16 protein-coding genes are annotated in these 19,610 nt (G+C 64.3%); all 16 read left to right on the top strand.

Going from position 1 to position 19,610, the window contains the following annotated elements; genetic code table 11:
- The first annotated feature begins 13 nt into the window (after window positions 1-13).
- The 16 genes from V5B59_RS00410 (at window position 14) to V5B59_RS00335 (ending at window position 19,600) form a co-directional block, all read left to right on the top strand.
- Window positions 14-568 (top strand): phage tail protein, encoded by a 555-nt coding sequence (locus tag V5B59_RS00410; RefSeq protein ID WP_034915954.1) that lies wholly within the window; start codon window positions 14-16, stop codon window positions 566-568.
- Window positions 568-2,853 carry a hypothetical protein gene (locus V5B59_RS00405; RefSeq protein WP_332351301.1) on the top strand — a complete coding sequence of 762 codons (2,286 nt, stop codon included), beginning with the start codon at window positions 568-570 and terminating at the stop codon, window positions 2,851-2,853. The genes V5B59_RS00410 and V5B59_RS00405 overlap by 1 nt, the downstream gene beginning before the upstream one ends.
- Window positions 2,844-3,533 carry a LysM peptidoglycan-binding domain-containing protein gene (locus V5B59_RS00400; protein WP_034915962.1) on the top strand — a complete coding sequence of 230 codons (690 nt, stop codon included), beginning with the start codon at window positions 2,844-2,846 and terminating at the stop codon, window positions 3,531-3,533. Before V5B59_RS00405 ends, V5B59_RS00400 begins: the two co-directional genes overlap by 10 nt.
- A 12-nt stretch (window positions 3,534-3,545) precedes the next feature.
- Window positions 3,546-4,619 carry a phage late control D family protein gene (locus V5B59_RS00395; protein WP_169069547.1) on the top strand — a complete coding sequence of 358 codons (1,074 nt, stop codon included), beginning with the start codon at window positions 3,546-3,548 and terminating at the stop codon, window positions 4,617-4,619.
- Window positions 4,616-5,251 (top strand): phage baseplate assembly protein V, encoded by a 636-nt coding sequence (locus V5B59_RS00390; RefSeq protein ID WP_169069546.1) that lies wholly within the window; start codon window positions 4,616-4,618, stop codon window positions 5,249-5,251. The genes V5B59_RS00395 and V5B59_RS00390 overlap by 4 nt, the downstream gene beginning before the upstream one ends.
- A gap of 3 nt (window positions 5,252-5,254) precedes the next feature.
- Complete coding sequence (locus tag V5B59_RS00385; RefSeq protein ID WP_034914372.1) at window positions 5,255-5,650, top strand: PAAR domain-containing protein; 396 nt, start codon at window positions 5,255-5,257, stop codon at window positions 5,648-5,650.
- A gap of 8 nt (window positions 5,651-5,658) precedes the next feature.
- Window positions 5,659-6,054 carry a GPW/gp25 family protein gene (locus V5B59_RS00380; RefSeq protein WP_169069545.1) on the top strand — a complete coding sequence of 132 codons (396 nt, stop codon included), beginning with the start codon at window positions 5,659-5,661 and terminating at the stop codon, window positions 6,052-6,054.
- Window positions 6,054-9,107: a putative baseplate assembly protein gene (locus V5B59_RS00375; RefSeq protein ID WP_169069544.1), complete on the top strand. Its 3,054-nt coding sequence runs from the start codon at window positions 6,054-6,056 to the stop codon at window positions 9,105-9,107. The genes V5B59_RS00380 and V5B59_RS00375 overlap by 1 nt, the downstream gene beginning before the upstream one ends.
- Before the next feature lie 5 nt (window positions 9,108-9,112).
- On the top strand, window positions 9,113-10,006 hold the full coding sequence (locus V5B59_RS00370) for a baseplate J/gp47 family protein (RefSeq protein ID WP_169069543.1): 894 nt from the start codon (window positions 9,113-9,115) through the stop codon (window positions 10,004-10,006).
- An 11-nt stretch (window positions 10,007-10,017) separates the two neighbouring features.
- A complete protein-coding gene (locus tag V5B59_RS00365) occupies window positions 10,018-10,674 on the top strand; it encodes a phage tail protein (RefSeq protein WP_169069542.1) in 657 nt (218 codons plus the stop codon).
- A gap of 20 nt (window positions 10,675-10,694) precedes the next feature.
- On the top strand, window positions 10,695-14,732 hold the full coding sequence (locus tag V5B59_RS00360; RefSeq protein ID WP_169069541.1) for a hypothetical protein: 4,038 nt from the start codon (window positions 10,695-10,697) through the stop codon (window positions 14,730-14,732).
- A 327-nt stretch (window positions 14,733-15,059) separates the two neighbouring features.
- On the top strand, window positions 15,060-15,203 hold the full coding sequence (locus V5B59_RS00355; protein WP_211203314.1) for a hypothetical protein: 144 nt from the start codon (window positions 15,060-15,062) through the stop codon (window positions 15,201-15,203).
- Window positions 15,173-15,535, top strand: coding sequence for a hypothetical protein (locus V5B59_RS00350; RefSeq protein WP_248594698.1), 363 nt, complete (start codon window positions 15,173-15,175; stop codon window positions 15,533-15,535). Before V5B59_RS00355 ends, V5B59_RS00350 begins: the two co-directional genes overlap by 31 nt.
- Before the next feature lie 206 nt (window positions 15,536-15,741).
- Window positions 15,742-16,005 (top strand): hypothetical protein, encoded by a 264-nt coding sequence (locus tag V5B59_RS00345; RefSeq protein ID WP_211203313.1) that lies wholly within the window; start codon window positions 15,742-15,744, stop codon window positions 16,003-16,005.
- Window positions 16,002-16,925, top strand: coding sequence for a sodium:calcium antiporter (locus V5B59_RS00340; protein WP_169069540.1), 924 nt, complete (start codon window positions 16,002-16,004; stop codon window positions 16,923-16,925). Before V5B59_RS00345 ends, V5B59_RS00340 begins: the two co-directional genes overlap by 4 nt.
- Window positions 16,926-16,936: 11 nt before the next feature.
- The gene (locus V5B59_RS00335; RefSeq protein WP_169069539.1) at window positions 16,937-19,600 is read left to right on the top strand and encodes a calcium-translocating P-type ATPase, PMCA-type; all 2,664 of its coding nucleotides are present in this window, start codon (window positions 16,937-16,939) and stop codon (window positions 19,598-19,600) included.
- Window positions 19,601-19,610 lie beyond the last annotated feature (10 nt).

The raw sequence follows: 19,610 nt of genomic DNA, 5'->3' as shown, positions 1-19,610 counted from the left end.
AGGAGCAAGCGATATGCCTGAACTGGGTTTGAACACCGCCTTCAGTCTGGCGACCAACTTGTCGGGGGTGCGTGTCGACCCCTACCAGGCCTTCAATTTCCTGGTGGAGATCGAAGGGATCCTGGCCGGCGGCTTTTCGGAATGCAGTGGCCTGCAAGTGGAAAGTGAAACCTTCGAGTATCGCGAAGGCGGCGTCAATGAGTACATGCATCGTTTTGCCGGACCGACGAAGTATCCGCCACTGCTGCTCAAACACGGACTGACGCAAATCGATGGACTCTGGGGCTGGCATCAGGATGTCGTACAGGGCAGGATCAGACGCCGGAACGGCACCATCTACCTGCTGAACAAACAGCGCATCCCGGTCATCTGGTGGGACTTCAAGGAGGCCTTCCCCTTCCGCTGGAGCGGACCCTCGCTGGTGGCCAGTTCGGGCGGGGTCGCCATTGAAAGCGTGGAACTTGCCCACCGTGGGCTCAGCCGGCCGAGACTGGCAAACGTCGTGGCCGGCGTCGTTGCTGAGCGCATCAGTGGCGGTTCGTTGACGTTTTCCGAAGGGCTATTCTGATGGATGCGCGCCCGCGGCCGATGCGAACATTCCTCTGCCGTCAGGATGGCTGGCTGAACGCCACGACCGCCCGCAGCAGCGAGGAACTCGGAATGATTGACGTGCGCTGGCCGCAGCAGCATTACGCCCGCACGGCCGTGTGGGCTGGACAGCGCTTTCCGTTGCTGCAGCGACTGCTGGCCCGTGCCGGTGCTGGCGAGATACCACCGGGAGGTGGCCACACCGGTTTCGTTTACCGGACGGCCCGTGCTTTCCCGGTGACCCTGGCGAGTAGCGGAGCCGAATTGCCGGGAACCGCGGCAGCCCGGTTTGACATCCGCCGGCAGGCAAACCCGGATTCCAGCGGCAAGATTGACCTCGCCCCTTATTCCCCGGCAGCGAGCACGGTAAACGCCGGCCCGCTGACTGACCGCCTGGCACAGCGCACGACTCGACCGGCTGGGGTAATCCATGTGCAGCAGTCACGGCAGCAGGCGAGTCGTACCGCCGGCGAGTTCGGACAAACGGTCATGACTTTGCAAGACACCCCCGATGATGAAAGTCATGACCGTTTCCCTCTCCCCCAACCCCTCCCCCGCGAGTGGGGAGGGGAGATTCGTGAGTCGCTCGCGACTTTCATAGTAACGCTGTTGAAACCCCTGCTCGCCCGCTATGACTCTGGCCGGGGGGCCGAGACTCGATCTGACCTTTTCCGCGTGTTCGCCGCTTCCTCCGCCACCAGGCCGGCCACTGTGCACAACGATCTGACTGCGGGCGCCGCGTCTGGCGACTCGCTTGCCAGCAGGCCGGCGGGGGAAGCAGCACACCATGGACAGATCGGCAGCCTGCGCTCTGCCGTCACCCAAGCAGCGGGCGTAACACCCGAAATGGCGGAGCGATCGAGCATCGCAGGGCAGGTCGACCGCTCTCCGTCACAGGTCGACCGCTCTCCGTTGCAGGTCGACCGCCCTCCGTCGACAGGTTTCACGGCAGAACCATCTCCTCTAACTGCCGGAAGCGTTCGGGTCAGGCGAAAAGTGCTGCCCGCTACGGCGGCGTTTTCGACTCGACAAGGAGCAGCGCCCAGCGGGAAGTCAATGGCGCACGGCGGGCAACCCGACGACCAACCGTCTGATCGAGTGGCAACGCTCGCTGCCATCGGTGGTCCGGCAGTTCCCGGCACGCGCACCCCAACTGACCCACAGTCGTCGGACAGAATTGCCACAAACCTCTCAGCGAGCACCGCCGACTTCTCTGCCATGACCAACGCCGGCCTGCGCCAGCGTTTGCTGCCCGATTACCCAACTCCAGCGTTTCCCGCGGAGGCAGCAGCAGCGAATCGACGGGCCATTCCCGACGCCCGGGTGGCGGCGAAACTCCCGCTGGCCGCCGCACGGCAAACGATCGCGCACGCGGCGGTATCGGCGACACCGCACGACCGGGCCGACGATGCCCAGGCCACCCTCTTCAGGCGGGCCGCAGGCACCTCGATCCGGCAACCGGGCGACAGCCGGCTCCCGGTTGCGATCCCACCCGCGACGCCCGGCGCAGTCCGTAACCCGGCGCCGACCGACGGCCATCGGTTTGACCAGGCGGCCGCACTACCCGCGAAGCTCGCTGCCCCGATTGGCCCGCCAGCGGCGGCCAGCGCGCGCCCGGCAATCGACCGCTCCGCTACGGGCAGAAGCGAACCAGTCCACACTTCATTCCGGCGGGCAGCGGGCGCCTCGATCCGGCAAACGGGAAACACCCGGACCCCGGTTGCAACCCCATCCGCGACGCCCGGCGCAGTCCGTAACCCGGCGCCGATCGACGACCATCGATCGGTCGATCCACCGCTTGCAGGCCATGCCTTGGCGGCAAGCAGCGCCGCCAAGGGTCGCGGCAGTCTGCCCTTTGCCTACCCGACCGCGGCTCGGCACGCGGCTGAAGTCAATGAAGCGACACCTGACACGGCAGTCACGTCGGCACTGCCGGTGATCCATGAAAAAGCCACTGCGGCAGCCACTGACCCGGTTTCGGGAATGGTCTGGCGCCAACGCATCGCCGCATCGCCCTCTCCGGGAGCCGGCAGCGCGGGAATCCTCGAAACGACGAAAACGCCGACTGTCGCCGCCCGTCCGTCGAACGGCGGCGCATCTTCGGCACCTGCGGACAGCCAGCCCAGCCTTTCCACGCCCACGAGCGATGTCCCTTTGCCGGGGGAAACACGGGACTGGGAGCCACTGATCGCCCAGCTCAGCCGTCGTATCCACCGCCAACTGACCATTGAACGCGAACGTCGAGGAGTCAAGGGATGGAACTGAGCAAGCTGACGATCACTCCCCTCGACAAAAGCGGCCAATCCATAACGAACAAGAGGTTCGCGGTGCTTTTCAACCCGAACACCTACTCGATCAGCAAGTCAGTCACCTGGAATTCCCTCAGTGCAACCGGCCCGACGAGCGCCCGGACCAATCGCATGGTGAATGCGCCGACCCTGTTCTTTGCTGGCGGTGGCAGCCGGTTGTTGAATCTGGAGCTGTTCTACGACGTGACCGAACCGGTCAACGACGTCGTCAGCGGCGACGTGCGCAAGGAGACCAACAAGGTGGTCGAACTGACACGCATCCAGAAGGAGCTGCAGCGCCCACCGGCGGTCGAAATCACCTGGGGTGCCGCGCCGCCGGCCCACTCCGATTTTCCTTTCACCGGCGTGCTCAGCAACCTCGCCCAGCGCTTCACGTTTTTCAGCAGCGACGGCAAACCCTTGCGGGCCACCCTGACGATCACGGTCACCGAGTTCCTCGACCCGGCACTCGACCAGCGCCAGACCGACCCGGAGTTCACCACTCGACAGCTCAAGCGCGGCGACACCCTGAGTGCCATCGCTGCCGAAATCTATCGTGACCCGGCGCAGTGGCGACTGATCGCCGAGGCGAACAACCTGAACGATCCGCGCCATCTGGACGTCGGTCGAACACTGACGATTCCCAGGCGCGGCTGAGGAAGAGCAACGATGCCCGTCGCCAATCCGCGCAGCCCGCTGATCGCCGATTTCGCGATCGCCGTCAACGGATCTCCCCTGTCCAAGGCTGTCGCAACGCACGTCATCGCTGTCGAGGTCGACGACAGCGTCGAGCTGCCGAGCATGTTCGCCATTGAACTGGCCGGATCGGAACACGACGATCAGCTCCTGGCCTGGATCGACGACCGGAATCTGTTTGCCGTCGGCCAGGTGGCCGACGTCAGGCTGGGCTATGTGGACGATCTGGCCAGTCTGATCAAGGGCGAGATTACCGCCCTGGAACTCGAATTCGCGGCCGACCGCCTGCCTCATCTGACGGTGCGCGGTTATGACCGCCGCCACCGCCTGCAACGGGGTCGCAAGGTGCGTACCTTCTTGCAGCAGAAAGACAGCGATATCGCCGCGCAAATCGCCGGCGAAGCGGGGCTGACTGCGCAGACCGAGGACAGCCGTGTCGTCCATGACTACGTGCTCCAGGCCGGCCAGAGCGATCTGGCGTTTCTTCAGGAGCGCGCTCGCCGGATCGAATACGAAGTCAGCGTCGATGACAAGACGCTGTCTTTCCGGCCGGTAGCCAACGCGGCGAGCGAAATCATGACCCTGACGCTGAACGACGACCTGCTGGAGTTCTACCCACGGCTTTCTGCGGTGGGCCAGGTCAGCGAAGTCGAGGTACGCGGCTGGAACGTCAAGGACAAGCAGGAGATCATCGGTCAGGCCAGGGCCGGGGCAGAAGTCTCGAAGATGGGCGGCCGGCAGACTGGCGCGGCTCTCGCGAACAGCGCCTTCGGCGCGGCCGTCGGATTGATCAGCCGGCAGCCGCTGGCCACCCAGGCCGAAGCCGATCAACTGGCCAAGGCCCGCTTCAATCGCGGCGTACTGGAACTGATCGAGGGTGAAGGAGCGTGCCGGGGACGCACCGACTTGCGGGCCGGCGCAGTCATCAGGATCGACGGGCTCGGTCAACGTTTCAGCGGCCCGTACTATGTCGTCTCGGCGAACCATGGCTATACGCCCCACCAGGGTTATCTGACCCGTTTCACCGTCAGGAGGAACGCGACGTGAGCTTCTTCAACCTGCTTGTCGAGCATGGCGACGCCACCCGCATCGCCGGCGTGGTGTTTGGCGTGGTAACCAACAATCAGGACCCCGACGGGCTCGGACGGGTCAAGCTCAGGTTCCCCTGGCTGAGCGACGCCGACGAGAGCGCCTGGGCGAGGATCGCCACGCCGATGGCCGGCAGCGGTCGCGGCTGGTACTTCCTGCCGGAAGTGGACGATGAGGTGCTGGTCGCCTTCGAACAGGGCGACCTGCGTTTTCCCTATGTCCTCGGCGGCCTGTGGAACGGCAAGGACAAACCGCCGGCCGACAACGCCGACGGCAAGAATGCCTTGCGCCTGATCCGATCGCGCAGCGGCCATCTGGTTCGTCTCAACGACGAGGACGGCAAGGAAAAGATCGAAATCATCGACAAGAGCGAAAAGAACAGCATCGTCTTCGACACCGCGACCAACACGATCACCATCACCAGCGAGCAGGACATCAGCTTGTTGGCGCCACAGGGAACGATCAAGCTCGAGGCCCGGAAGGTGGAAATCAAGTCCTCCGCCGACGCCAGCCTCGAAGCTGGGGCGGGAATCGACGTAACAGCCAGCGCAACGCTGAACATCCAGGGTGCAACCGTCAATATCAACTGAATCATGGGCCAACCTGCCGCCAAACAGGGCGACCGGATCGTCGCCACCGACACGCATATCGTCATCGTCCCGGGTACGCCACCGCTGCCGACGCCTTTGCCGCACCCTTTTACCGGCATCATCAACGGCAATCTGAGCAGCGACGTCAACATCCAGGGGAAGCCGGCGGCGACCGTCGACAGCACGGCCGACAACACGCCTCCCCATCTGCCGACACCACCCGGAACCGCTTTTCAGAAACCTCCGGGCAACCAGGCAAGCATCCGGATCGGCAGCCCGACAGTGAAAATCAACGGCAAGATGGCCGCGCGCAACGGTGACCCCGCGACCACCTGCAACGATCCCGCGGACTTGCCGGCTGGCCAGGTAATCGCCGTGGGTACGGTGTTCATCGGTTAGGAAGGCTTATGTCGAAACCATTTCTCGGCGTTGGTTGGGGATTCCCCCTCACACTCGATGAACTTGGCTTCTTCAACCACGCCGAGTACGAGGAGAGCGTGCGTCAGTCGATCTGGATCATCCTGGGCACGGCCAAGGGTGAACGCGTGATGCGTCCGGATTTCGGCTGCGGCATTTACGACCTGGTTTTCGAGATCAATAGCGCCTCCACCGCCGGCAGGGTAACGCAGGCCATCCGCCAGGCCCTGCTGCTGTTCGAGCCGCGTATCGATGTGCTCGACATCCAGGTGCAGGCGGCCGCAGGCGGCGAGCTGCTGCTGATCAGCATCGACTACGAGGTACGCGCCACCAACAACGCCTTCAACCTGGTCTATCCCTTCTATCTGGACAGGAGCACGAGCTGATGAGCAAGACCGCTCCGCCGATCGATCCGCGTACAGCTGCCGCCGTTTCCGGACAACTGCGCGAGTTGCTGGCCATTTATGCACCTGACTGGCACGAGCAATATACCGATCCTGCGACCGGTCAGATCCGCAGCGACCCGCTGGGGACGGCGCTGATCGGCATCTTCAGCCGCTTTGCCGAAATCATCCTGCACCGACTCAACCAAGTTCCGGACAAGAACCTCCTCGCCTTTCTCGACCTGCTCGGCGAGGCACGCTTGCCACCGCAACCCGCCCGGGTTCCGCTCACCTTCTCGCTGGCGCCGGGCAGCATCGCCGATGCGATTGTGCCGAGCGGGACCCAGGTCGCCTCGCCGCCGGCCGAAGGCGAGAACGAACCGGTCTTGTTCGAGACCGCAGGTGAACTGGTGGTTGGCGCAGCGCAGCTTTCCTGCCTGTTCGTCCGCGAACCGGAAGCCGATCGCTATGCCGACTACAGCCCATGGCTGAGCACACCAGCGGCAATCGCCATTCCGGTCTTCGCGGGCAACCGGGCGCTCGAGCATGTCCTCTATCTCGGTGACGACGCGCTGTTCGGACGATCCGATCTGCAGGAATTGCGCCTGACCTTCGAACTGACGAGCGAGAACCCGGCTCCCGATCCCCGTACCGTGCAATGGGAAATCTGGGACGGCAAGGAGGGCTGCCCGCTCGCACCCGTCGATCAGACCGAAGCGCTGACGCGCAACGGCGATGTCGTGCTGACTGCCGGCCTGCGCGCCTTTCCGATCGCCGAGCAGCGTCTCGCCGACCAGACCAGCCGCTGGCTGCGATGCCGTCTGCTGACGCCGATCACACCTGCTGACGCCCTTCAGGCCGGGAGGGTGCGCGCCAGCCACTTGCCTGAGATCGCGTCTCTCAGCGCACAAGTCACCATCGGAGCGACCGGCCTGGCCGCCGACGTAGCCTTCGCCAACCAGCTTCCGGTCGACCTGGGCAAGGATTTCCTTCCTTTCGGCGACAAGCCGCGCTTCGGCGATACGCTGTACCTGGCGCGTGGCCGGGCGTTTGCCGAAGCGGGCAGTACGATCACCCTGCGCATCGAGCTGACCAATCCCAGCGACGCCAAGAAGCCACCCATTCCAGCGACGCGCGCATCAGAAAATCTCGAGCTTGCCTGGGACTACTGGAACGGCCAGGCGTGGGTAACGCCCGACGATATGGTCGATGACACCGCGAACCTGACCCAGTCCGGGACGATCACCTGCAAACTGGGCAAGCCGCCGCAACCGAAAACCGTCAATGGCCTCGAGGAATACTGGCTGCGCGTACGCCTCAATGCCGGCGACTATGGCCAGGAAGCGCGTTACGAGCCGGTCGATCCGGAACATCCCGAACATGGATATCGCTTCATCCCGGCCACCTTTGCCGCGCCTTCGATCCGGCGACTCAGCATCGACTACCTGCTGACCCGAACGACGCCGCTCGCAGCGCTGCTGACGTACAACGATTTTGTCTACACGGCCGTCCCCGGCACCCCGTTCCAGCCGTTTCAGGCGACGTCCGAACCGCGGCCAACGGTCTATCTGGGTTTCACCCTGCCCGCGGCGCGGCGCGTCTTTCCCAATCGCAAGCTCAGCCTGTACCTCGCCAGTGCCGGGCTGAAGTACGGCGAGGCCAGCGCCTCTCCCCCGGCAGCGCACTCGGCCGATCCCTTGCGGCTGGCCTGGGCGTACTGGAACGGGATGCAGTGGAGCGATCTGAAGGTCCAGGATGGCTCGGAAAACTTCACCCGCTCGGGTCTGCTCGAATGGCTGGCGCCGAGCGATTTTTCCAGTCGTGCCGAGTTTGCCCGGCAGGCGTACTGGTTACGCGCCCGCTGGGAAAGCGGCGACTACCCGCTCGCACCGCATCTGAGCCGCGTGCTCTTCAACACGACGATGGCCTTGCAGGCCGTCACCGTGCGCAACGAAATCCTCGGTTCGAGCGATGGCAGCGAAAACCAGCGTTTTCGTACGATCCGCACGCCCCTGCTGGCTGGCGAACGCCTCGAAGTGCGTGAACGCGAACTGCCGGCCACCGCCGAACAGACGCTGATCCAGCAAGCCAGCGGCGACGCTGCGATCACGTTCACCGAAGGAGCGGGCGGCCGGCCGCCCGAGATCTGGGTACGCTGGCTGCCGGTGGCCGACTTTTACGGGTCGGGTCCGCGCGACCGGCACTACGTCCTTGACGCACTGAGCGGCGAGATTCGCTTCGGCAATGGCCGTAACGGCCTGATCCCGCCGGCCGGTACCGGCAATGTCCGCCTGGCCCACTACCGGACCGGCGGCGGTGTCGTCGGCAACCGGCCGGCGAATGCCGTTGTGCAGTTGAAGACCACCGTCCCGTATGTGGACCAGGTGAGCAACCTGGAACCGGCGCTGGGCGGTGCCGAAGCGGAAACGCTGGAATCGCTGCGGCAGCGCGCACCGCGCGCCCTGCGTCATCGGCAGCGCGCGGTCAGCATCGAGGATTACCAGGATCTGGCGGTGCTGGCCTCGCCGGCAGTGGCGCGCGCCCGCTGCGTCCCGCTCCACGATCTGGCCCGCGACCCCGCTGCCCTGCGCTCCTGGCCGGGTACCGTCAGCCTGATCGTCGTGCCGCGCACGCGCGATGCCAAGCCCCTGCCGAGCCTGACACTCCTTGACGAGGTCAGGCGCTATCTCGATCAACGTCGCATTCCAACAGCCGATCTGGTCGTCGTCGGACCCGAGTACCTGCGCGTCGACGTCTCCGTCGAGGTGGCGCTGCTTTCCATGGAGGGCGCCAGCGCGGTGGAAAGCGAGGTGGCGCAGACGCTGGCCCGCTTCCTGCACCCCTTGACCGGCGGGCTCGATCGCAACGGCTGGGATTTCGGCCGCAAGCCGCATCCTTCAGACCTCTACGCGTTGCTCGAAGCAGTACCGGGGGTCGACCATCTGCGCAGCCTGCAAGTCAGCGAAAGCGAGGAACGTCCGGGTGCGCTGGCGAGCGGCCGTTTCCTGGTTTACTCCGGCATCCATGACATTCGTTTGACCTTCGCGGAAACCTGATCGCCATGCCGCTGACCCTCCCCGATCTCGACGATCGCCGCTATGCCGACCTGGTCGAGGAAGCGCGCACGCTGATCCCCGGCTACGCGCCGGAATGGACCAACCACAATCCGTCCGACCCCGGCATCACCCTGATCGAGCTGTTCGCCTGGTTGTCCGAGATGCTGATTTACCGGCTGAACCGGGTGAGCGACGACAACCTCCGTACTTTTCTGAAGCTGCTCAACGGCAAGGACTGGAAGCCTTCGGGAATGACCCCGGCAGCCCTGGCGACCGATATCCGCACCAGCGTCCAGGCGCTCAGGCGCCAGGAACGCGCGGTCTCCTGCGATGACTTCGAAGCGCTGGCGCTCGAGGCCGATGCACGCGTCGCCCGCGTTCGCTGCCTGCCGCGGCGCAACGCGCTGATCGACTTCGAAGCCGAGCAGCCGGGCCATGTCAGCGTGATCGTCGTGCCCCGTCACGACGGCGACCTGACCCCGGTGCTCGAGGCCGTCGAAGCCTACCTGGAGCCGCGCCGGCTGCTGACGACTTTTGTGCATGTCGTCGGCCCGCAGCGGGTGGAGGTGGATATCGAGGCCACAGTGGTGGCGCTACCCGATGTCGACCCGAGCGAACTGCTGCCGCGAGTGATCACCACCCTGCGTGCTTTTCTCGATCCGTTGTGCGGCGGGGAGCAACAGACCGGCTGGCCTTTCGGGCGCAATGTCTTCATCTCCGAAATCTACCAGCTGCTCGATCAATTGCCGGGAGTCGATTATGTGACCGAGGTCACGCTGGCCAGCAACGATTCCGCGCGCCTGATCCACAACGCGCAAGGCAAGCAGATCGGACTGACGGTCAAGCCGCACGAACTGGTCAGCGCACGGACGCTGGCAGTGAAAGTTGAAGCGATCTAGGAGAAGATGCGATGGCGATTGGCGAAGAACAAAGTAGCAGCTACCTAGAGCATCTGCCGGCCATCTTCTCCGAAGACCCGTTGCTGGGTCGTTTTCTGCTCGCCTTCGAGCAGGTCCTGACGGGTCTGCATGGCGCCGATAGCGAGCCCAGGCGCGGGCTGGAAGAGATCATCGCCGCCATACCCCAGCTTTTCGATCCACTGGCGACGCCACGCGAATTCCTCGACTGGCTGGCCGGCTGGGTGGCGCTCGGGCTGCGCGCCGACTGGCGGGAAAACCAGCAGAGGGAATTCCTCGCCAACATCGTCCCGCTCTATCGCCGCCGTGGCACGAAGCAGAATCTGATCGAGCTGTTGAAGATCTATACGGGCCTGGATCCGGAAATCTCGGAAGGCGAGAACACCATCTTCCAGATCGGCGAGCATTCGACCGTCGGCGTCGATACCCAGATCAACGGCAGCGCGCCGCATTACTTCCGGGTGAACGTGACGATCCCCAATCCCGATCCGGCCACCCTGCAGCGCCAGAACCAGATCATCCGGGCCCTGATCGACCTCGAGAAGCCGGCCCACACCGCCTATGACTACCATCCCGCGCACACCACGATGCAGATCGGCGTGCACTCCCAGATCGGCGTCGACACGCTGCTCGGCGATCTCGCCCATTAACCCGAGAGGCAAGGACCACCATGGCTGATATCAAGCGTTTGCACTATTTCAATCACCAGTTCCTGGTCGAGTCGGATTTCACCGACGAACAGCAATACCATCTGGTGATGCGCCGCCGGCACAACGCGGCGCTGCACGACTACGGCGTCGCCGACGGACTGGCGGTCAGCCGGAGCGGCGACCGGGAGATCACCATCCAGCCCGGAATGGCCATCGATCGCGGCGGACGCGAGCTGGTATTGCTCGACAGCCGCATCGTCAGCCTGAGCGACACGGCGGCTTTCCCTGCCGGGGCGACGGTCCATGTCACGATCGCCTACCACGAAGAGGGAAGCGATCCCAGTACCGCCACCGGCGTCACGGGCGACACCCGCACCATGGAAAGGCCGCAGGTACTGGCGTCCACCACGACGCCGGCGGGTGACGGCAGCGTGATCCGCTTGGCGCAATTCACGCTGACCGCTGGCGGCAACCTTCCCGGCAATCCGGGTGATGTGTTCGCTGACGGGCGACAACTCGCAGGCGCGGCACTGGCGCCGGCTGCGGTGGCGACCGACCAGCTCGCCGATGGCGCCGTCGACGAAAGCAAGCTCAGTGCCGGCGTTCGCGGCAAGCTGGTCACCCACGGCGATGCTCACGACCACTCCGGCGGCGATGGCGCGCAGATCCGGCACAGTTCGCTGAGTCTCGATGGTGGCAGCAATCCGCACGGGACGACGGCGGCGGATGTGGGTGCACTGCCGAGCACGGGTGGAACGATAGTCGGCAACTTGCAGCTGCATGCTGGCAATGTCGGTCTGGGCGCAACGCCCGAGCCGCTCAGCCGGCTGGTGGTGAGCTCGGACGACGGCGCCGCTGGCGTCGCCGTCGGACGCGTCGCGACCACGTCGAGCGACGGCAGCGGCACAGTCTTCGGCATTGACATCGATGCCACTGGCAGCGGCAGCGGAGAGAAGCGTGGCCTCACCGCCAGAGTCAGCGGCGGGGGAGAAAAGCACGCCGGCTACTTCAGCGCGACGAGCGGAGCTGGCTCGGACTTCACCCAGGCGCTGCACGCCGATGCCAGCAGTGAAGGTTCTGGCCCGGTGATGGGTCTATGGACGGGCCTGACCGGCTCGGGAACCGGGTTGAAGATCGGGGTCGTCAGCGAGGTGCGCGGTGGCGGACAGAAGCAGGCCGCCTCATTCCTTGCCGAGAGCGCTGCCGGTTCGACCGAGCCTACCGAGGGAGTTAGCATCAGCGCCGTAAACCAAGGAAGCGGCCTTGCCCGGGGCCTGTCGGTGGAGGCCGGGGGCCCAGGAGGAACCGGACCGAAACAAGGCATCGTCAGCATTGCCAGAGGCACCGGCCACAAGCAGGCCGGCGAGTTCTACGCCGAGAGCGACGGCGGCACCGCGGACCTTACCGTTGGCGTCAAGGTGCTCGCCACGACCGAAGGAACGGGCGATACGAAAGGTCTCCTGGTTGATGCGTCGGGTTCAGGAGCGGGGCGCAAGGACGGAATTTCCTGCCAGGTCAGCGGCGCCGGCCAGAAGGACGCGGGGAGATTTCACGCCTACAGCGATGCCGGTTCAGCGGACTTCACGAGGGCTCTGCTCGGTTACGCCCAGAACGCCGGAACGGGTGAGACAGTCGCTTGCCAGGCCTACGCAGTTGGCGAGGGAAGCGGGCGCAAGCAGGGCGTTCTCAGCGAGGTGAGTGGAGCTGGCGACAAGTTCGCCGGGCAGTTCTATGCATCGAGTGCGGCCAGCTCGCCGGGCTTCACCAATGCGCTGCGGGCTGGTGCAGGCAGCGATGGGACTGGTCAGGTGATGGCTCTGTGGGTGAATGCAGAAGGCGCCGGAACCGGCCTCAAAGAGGGTATTCAATGTTGGGCAAGCGGGGCTGGTGAGAAACGTGCGGCCCTGTTTGCGGCTGATAGTCGAGTGGGCTCGACGGATTACACCAGTGCCGTTGAGGTTCGTGCCAACAACGAAGGAAACGGTGCTACCAAGGGCCTCCAGGTGAACGCAAGGGGTTCAGGAAGCGGACCGAAACAAGGCATTACCAGTATCGTGGAGGGAGGTGGGCAAAAAAACGCTGGGCAGTTTGGCGCGTACAGCGGGGCCGGTACAGCGGAGTGGACAAATGCGCTGTACGTCCGAGCCAATAGCGCAGGAACTGGAGACGTTTCGGGCTTGCGGATGGAAGCGTCTGGGGATGGAAAAGGTCTCAAAGAGGGGATCAGTTGCGTGGCACTCGGGTCTGGCCCCAAGCGGGCTGCGTACTTCAATGCCGAAAGCCCGGCCGAGTCGAGCGACTTCGCGGATGGAGTCGTGGTCACTGCCAGTAGCCAAGGGACCGGCAACGTGCTGGGGTTCTCGGTCAATGCCTTCGGTTCAGGGCCGGGGCAAAAGCAGGGCATCGTATGTACTGCCGATGGCTCAGGGAACAAGTATGGCGGGCAGTTCTATTCCTATAACCGCAATGCCGGTACGGCCGACGTCACGGAAGGACTTCGGGCGGTTGCCGTTAGCGAGGGGACCGGCGACACGTTCGCGTTCACAACAACCGCCGGCGGGTCCGGAACAGGACCCAAATATGGCCTCTTTGCCCACGCCGAGGGTGCCGGTCGAAAGACCGCTGGCGTGTTCCGCGCAATAGGCGGCGGTTCCGCCGACGGTACCTATGGCGTCTGGGCCGAGGTGGTGAACGACGGGAGCGGGGAGCCGATCGCGATCGTCGCCAGTTCCGGCGGCGCCGGAGCGGGAAGGAAATGCGCCGTATCGGCCCACGCCTACGGCGGCGGTCACAAGCTGGCCGGCGCGTTTCGTGCGGATGGCAGAAAGGATTCACCCGACATGACACTCGCACTCGAAGCCTTGGCCCAGAGCCAAGGTTCCGGGTCCGTTTCCGGCATTCGAGCGTTCGCAACCGGCGAAGGAAGCGGATTCAAAGAGGCGCTCAGTTGTTCTGCAACGGGTGCCGGCCCGAAGCGGGCGGCATACTTCGCTGCTGAAACTCCAGCGGGCTCAACGGACACCACCGAAGGGGTCTATGTCATTGCCGATAGCGGCGGAAGTGGCGAGGTTTATGGCCTGAGGGTCTATGCGGTTGGATCAGGCAGTGGAACCAAGCACGGCATTTACAGTTACGTTAGCCCCGCCCCCGGCGGCGGCACAAAGTGGGCTGGTTACTTCGTCGGCAATGTCCATGTCAATGGTGTCCTCTCGAAAGGCAGCGGTACCTTCCTGATCGACCACCCGCTCGATCCCGAAAACAAGACGCTGCGCCACAGCTTCGTCGAATCGCCCGAAGACCTCTGCCTGTACCGCGGCAAGGTGCAACTCGACGCCGCGGGCAAGGGAACCGTCAAGATGCCCTCCTACTTCGCCGCGCTGACCAGGGAGGAAGACGCCACGGTCAGCCTGACCGCGATCGGCAGCAAGCCGTTCCTGACCGGTTACGAGTGGAATCGCAACTTCACCGCGTTCACCGTTTACGGCGAACCGGGCCGGGAGGTCAGCTACCTCGTTCTGGCGGATCGCGACGATCCGGTCATCCATCAGCTCAGACGCCCGGTCGAAGAGAAAAAAGGGGCAGGCTATTTTGAGAAAGGCCAGTTGCTCAACCCCGAGGCCTATGGCAAATCCCCGAAAGCGGCACCGGACGGCGTAAGCGCCCGCCAGACGACAGCGAAGATGGACATGGCACCCCCAAGCTTTGCGGATTCTCCCGCTCCCCCAACCCCCACGGCGCCGCCGGTTTTTTCATCGTCCCCGGCCCCCACGGCCCCCTCCCCTGCGCTGGAAGAAGAGCACCAGCGAATGGAAGAGGCCTGGGCCAGAACCCGAGAAGAGCAGCGACAGCGGATGGAATTCTTCCAGCAGGAAGAGGAACAACGCCGGAAACAGCTCGAAGAAGCCCTGGCAGCAGCACATCGGCAACCCGATCAGACCCCGCAAGAGCACGGCGGCCCCATCGAGACGGATGACGAGGCTCCGGAGACCCCGAGCGCCGCCCCCGAGAGCGCGTCACCCCGCCGGAAGAAGAGCATCGCTGATCGCAAGAAAAAGTAGCCTTGCCAAAGCGACTCGCGCCGCTTGGTGACACTGGATCGCGCGCTCCCGCTGCAGGCGGTGCCGGCTGGGAAAGCTCGTCATCCGGTCTTGTCGAGCAGCAGCACGCATTCGCTATTCGCCACGCTTGAGCTTGCGCGCCAGCCGTGTAGGTTGGGCTGAGCCTGCGAAGCCCAACAACCAGCGCATCTTCCTCGCATCTTTCTGCTTGCACACCTCTCCCGCCCGGTTCAGGAGCTTGGGCTTCGCACGCTCGGCCCAACGGCGCTTCCTGGCTTCTTGTTTAGGGTGTTGGGCTTCGCAGGCTCAGCCCAACCTACGGCGCGGATGCAGGAAGAGGCGAAGGAAGCGGCGGCATCGGTGCGTGGCGAAATCGATGCGGCTCTGGAGCGGATCGCTGCGGTGATCTGCGATACCGGAGATGGTCGGGATTATGAAAAATGGCGACAAACTTCCTTTCTTCGTGGCTGAATGCCGATGTGTTTGTCAAGGCATCGGCAAGTCCGGGAATTGGAGTAGCATTGATCAATGGAATTCTGTATTGTCGGCAAGGTGAAACTGAAGATAAAGGAATGGCTATGAGGTTTGTGGTTTGCCTGTCTCGCGAAGGATTTGGCGAGTTCTCGACGGATGATCTGACGCTCGGGCGGCTCTATGAAGTGCTTGCCCCGGCGGACAGCCACAGCATGCTGCGGATCATTGACGATTCCGGCGAGGACTTTCTTTACCCGGCTTCTCTTTTCGAGGCTGTGGAGGTGCAAGAGCAAACGGCCACCCGGCTGCACGAATTGCTGGCAGCGTAACGCAAGAATCAGGAAAACCGTCCGCTGAGGCACCGTAGTTGTTGCAACAGATCAGGAATATTGGGAGGCCGCACTGCATCGCTACGTCGGTCGCCTGGGCTGGGCAACGGTGGTGTTGATCGGCTTCCTGGCTTATCGCCAGCCTGATGCCAGCCTGATGCCAGCCTGAGCCAGGAGCGCAAGTGTCGAATCGGAGCCACTGAATCATGCACGGAGTCTTTGGTGAATTTGCTCTTCTGTTACGGATGTCCGCCGCCGCGGGCACCGTGTCGTTGTGGCTTCGCCAGCCGGTGCTGATCGCCCACATCGTCATTGGCTTCCTCATCATCCTGGCGATGGGCAAGGGTCGGGTGGAGGCCGTCGTCGAAGAATTGCTGCTCGGTAGCGTGACCAAGCATGTGCTGGCGGAATCGCAGTGCGATGTGTTGGTCATTTGCCACCCGCGCGAGGCGTCTGACCAATCGCCATGACCGATCTGGCATTCATCCTGGCTGCCGTGCTGTTGGCGGCGGCGGGCGGCGAGGCATTCCTCAAGTCCATCCTCGGCGCGGCACTCCATCTGCGCGTACCGAAGGTGGTGGTGGCCACCACACTGGCGGCGTTCGCCACCTCCAGCCCGGAACTTACCGTGTCTACCGTCGCCGCACTCGCTGGCCAGCCGGAGATCGGGTTGGGCGATGCGCTGGGCAGCAACATCGTCAATATCGCGCTGATCTTCGGTCTCGCCTTGCTGTATGGTGGCGTGCAGACCTCGCGGCAGGATTTCGGCCGCGATTTCTATCTTGCCCTCGCAGTCCCGGCGCTGAGCTTCTTCCTGATTTTCGACGGACGGATCGAAGGTGCCGAGGCATTGCTGCTGTTGGCGGTATTCTTCGCCTGGCTGGTGTGGAGCGTGCGCAGTGCCCTGCGCAAGCGAGAAGTGGCGGCAGACGTTGAGGCCACCGAAGTGTCTGCCGGCATGAGCCTGCTGCTCGGTGTACTCGGCCTCGGCGCGCTGATCGCTGCCGGTCGCCTGTTTGTCAGCGGCGCGACGGGCATCGCCACCGCGTTTGCGGTCGACACTTACGTGATCGGGGCGATCCTGGTGGCAATCGGCACATCTCTGCCAGAACTGGTGACGGTGATCCTGTCTCGCCTGCGCGGCCACGACGATGTCGGCGTCGGCACGTTGATCGGCAGCAACCTGTTCAACGGTCTGGCCATCGTTGGCGTAGCCGGCACGATACATCCGATCGTCGCGCCAATGAGCGAGGTGGCGCTGACGCTCGCCTGCGGCATCGTCGCGCTGCTTCTGCTGCTGCCCAACCGCAGCGGCCTGATCGTGCGCGGTCGCGGTTTCCTGTTGCTGATGCTCTACGTCGGCTTTGTCTGGGCAACGCTCACTTCCTGATCTCACTCAATATGTCTCTTGATCCTGATACTGCCTGGCATGCGCGCTCCACTGCCGAAGTCCTTCACCAGATCGGGTCAGACCCCTCTCGTGGTCTGACCGCAGAAGTTGCGCAACAACGCCTTGCCAGGCATGGTCCCAACCGGCTCGCTGAAAAACCGGCCCGGCCTGCCTGGCGCAAGTTCCTTGACCAGTTCAGGAGCCTGCTGATCCTGATCCTGCTCGGTGCCGCAGTCCTGGCCGGCGCCATCGGCGACCTCAAGGACGCGATCGTGATCGCCGTGGTGGTGGTGCTCAACGCGACGCTGGGCTTCTTTCAGGAGCATCGTGCCGAAGCGGCGCTGGCGGCGCTGAAGAACATGCTCGCGCCGACGGCGCGCGTGCGACGCGACGGCGAGGTTCGCCTGATCGAGGCGGCTGATCTGGTGCCGGGCGACATTCTGCTGCTTGAGGCCGGCGACCGCATTCCTGCCGACGCGCGCGTGCTGTCGGCGCACAGCGCTGAGGTGGCGGAGGCGGCCTTGACCGGCGAATCGCAGGCGGTCGCCAAGTTGCCCGACGCTGTTGATCAAAGGTCGGTGCTGGCGGAACGACACAACATGGTGTTCATGAACACCGTGGTGACGCGCGGCCGCCTCGAAGCCGTCGTCACCGCCACCGGCATGGGCACCGAAATGGGCCGTCTTGCCGGGCTGCTCGCCGCCACCGCCGAGGGCGAGACGCCGCTGCAGCAGCAGCTTGACAGCCTGGGCAAACGCCTCGCACTGATCGCCAGCGCCGTCGTGGCGCTGATGTTTGTCTTCGGCCTGCTGCGCGGCGACCCGCTGCTACAGACGGCGATGACCGCCATCGCACTGGCCGTCGCGGCGATTCCCGAAGGCCTGCCGGCAGTAGTGACCGTCACCCTCGCGCTCGGCATGCACCGCATGGCCAAGCGCAACGCCATCGTCAAGAAACTCGCTGCCGTCGAGACGCTGGGCTGCACCACGGTGATCTGTTCCGACAAGACCGGTACCTTGACGCTCAACCAGATGACGGCGCGGGCGGTCTATTTCAACGGTCAACGCCATGCCGTCACTGGCGAGGGCTATGGCAGCAACGGCTGTATCGCGGATGCGGGCGATGTTCGTCACATCCTGTTGCCGGCGGCGCTGTGCGTCGATGCCCGGATCAAGGATGAGCAACTGATCGGCGACCCGACCGAAGGCGCACTGCTGGCGCTCGCCGCCAAGACCGGGCTCGACGCCGAGGAGGCGGTCGAACACCTGCCGCGCATCGCCGAGATTCCCTTCGATTCAGCCAGCAAGTTCATGGCCACCTTCCACCATGAAGGCGACCAGGTACGGTTGTGCGTCAAAGGTGCCCCGGATGTCCTGCTGGCATTATCCATCGGCTATTTGCATCACGACGTGGTGATGCCACTGGATGACACAATTCGCGACCGCTTCATCGCCGAGAACGAGGCACTGGCCGAGCAGGCGCTGCGCGTGCTGGCGCTGGCTGGGCGGGTGATTCCGGCCGAGCAGTTCGATCCCGCTGGCGACCTGCTGCCCTGGGTGCGCGAGCTGACGCTGCACGCCCTGGTCGGCATCATCGACCCGCCGCGTGCCGAGGCACGTGTGGCGATCGCCACCTGCCGCGACGCCGGCATCGAGGTCAAGATGATTACCGGCGATCATCGCGTCACCGCTGCGGCCATCGCGCGCGAACTCGGCCTCTCCGGCGAGGCGCACGAGGGGCGCGAACTCGATGGCCTGAGTCAGGACGAAATCGCCGCGCTGGTCGAGAAGAGCGCCGTGTTCGCGCGCGTCGCGCCCGAGCACAAGATGCGCATCGTCGAGGCATTGCAGGCCAAGGGGCATGTCGTGGCGATGACCGGTGATGGCGTGAACGATGCGCCAGCGCTCAAGACCGCCGACATCGGTGTGGCAATGGGCATCACCGGCACCGAGGTCACCAAGGAAGCGGCGACGCTGGTGCTCACCGATGACAATTTCGCCTCCATCGTGCGCGCGGTGGAAGAAGGACGCACGATCTACGACAACATCGTCAAGTTCGTGCGTTTTCAGCTCTCCACCAACATCGGCGCCATCCTCACTGTCCTCGGCGCGCCCTTGTTCGGCTTCGCCACGCCGTTCACGGCGATCCAGATCCTCTGGGTGAACATCATCATGGACGGTCCGCCGGCGATGACGCTGGGCGTTGAACCCGCCCGTCCCGGAATCATGCGCGAGCGCCCGCGCAGCAAGGAGGCGGTAATCCTCTCGACGCCGCGCCTGTGGCGCATCGGGCTCTATGGCGCAACGATGGCGGTGGGCACCCTGGGTGCTTACGCCTGGGCGACGCAGTCCGGCGATGTTGCCAAGGCGATGACTTTGGCCTTCACCACTTTTGTGCTGTTCCAGTTTTTCAACATCTTCAACGCCCGCGCCGAACACGGGAGCGCTTTCAACGCGCAGTTTTTCAACAACGGCAAGCTGTGGCTGGCCCTCTTCGCCGTCGTCGTCCTGCAGATCGTCGCCGTGCATTGGCGCCCGGCGCAGGCCATCTTCGACACCGTCGATCTGACGCTGACCGAGTGGGCGGTGGCGGTGGCCGTCGCCTCGTCCACGCTATTCCTCGAAGAGGCGCGCAAGCTGCTCTTGCGGCTGTGCAAACGTATCCTCACCGGATAGGAACCTGTCT

This window comes from Candidatus Accumulibacter contiguus (assembly GCF_036625285.1).
GTDB lineage: Bacteria > Pseudomonadota > Gammaproteobacteria > Burkholderiales > Rhodocyclaceae > Accumulibacter > Accumulibacter contiguus.
This window is presented reverse-complemented; position numbering and strand designations above follow the sequence as displayed.